The organism is Aeromicrobium sp. PFPM2_SD2, from assembly GCF_057364525.1.
Genome location: NZ_JBNFNZ010000849.1, coordinates 1 through 496 on the forward strand (window position 1 = coordinate 1; position 496 = coordinate 496).

General features: G+C 76.2%; 1 protein-coding gene. It reads right to left on the minus strand.

The window, feature by feature from the left end:
* Nucleotides 1-374: AAA family ATPase (locus AC2W7G_RS18465; protein WP_485869709.1), on the minus strand; the 374-nt coding region annotated here is incomplete at its 3' end.
* Nucleotides 375-496 lie beyond the last annotated feature (122 nt).

The following is a 496-nucleotide window of genomic DNA, read 5'->3' on the forward strand; positions in this document are numbered from 1 at the left end:
AGCTCGTCGGTGACGCTGCTCAGCAGGGCGGCCGGTGCCGCCGCTCCCCCGACGTAGGCCCGCGAGCGTCCCTGCGCCGACAGCACCCGGCCCAGCACCAGCGTGCCGTCGTCGACCGAGCCGCCGGCCTCGCTGACCTGGTCGGCCAGCGAGGACCCCGCGGGCAGCTCGACGGTGGCCTCGACGCGGGCCTGCCCGCTGCCGTGGCGCACGAGGCCGGAGTCGGCCCGCGCGCCACGCAGCAGTCCGAGGGCGGTGACGACCATCGTCTTGCCGGCGCCGGTCTCACCGGTGATGACCGTGAAGCCCTCGCCGAGCTCGAGCTCGGCCTCGTCGATGACGCCCAGCGACGACAGGCGGATGTGCTGCCACATCAGGCGCCCCCGTTCCGTCGCTGCTCGGCGGCGCCGCGCCACCCGGCGACCGGCAGGTCGAACTTGCGGACGAGCCGCTCGGCGAAGCTGGCGTGCCGCAGCCGGGCCAGGCGCACCGGCTG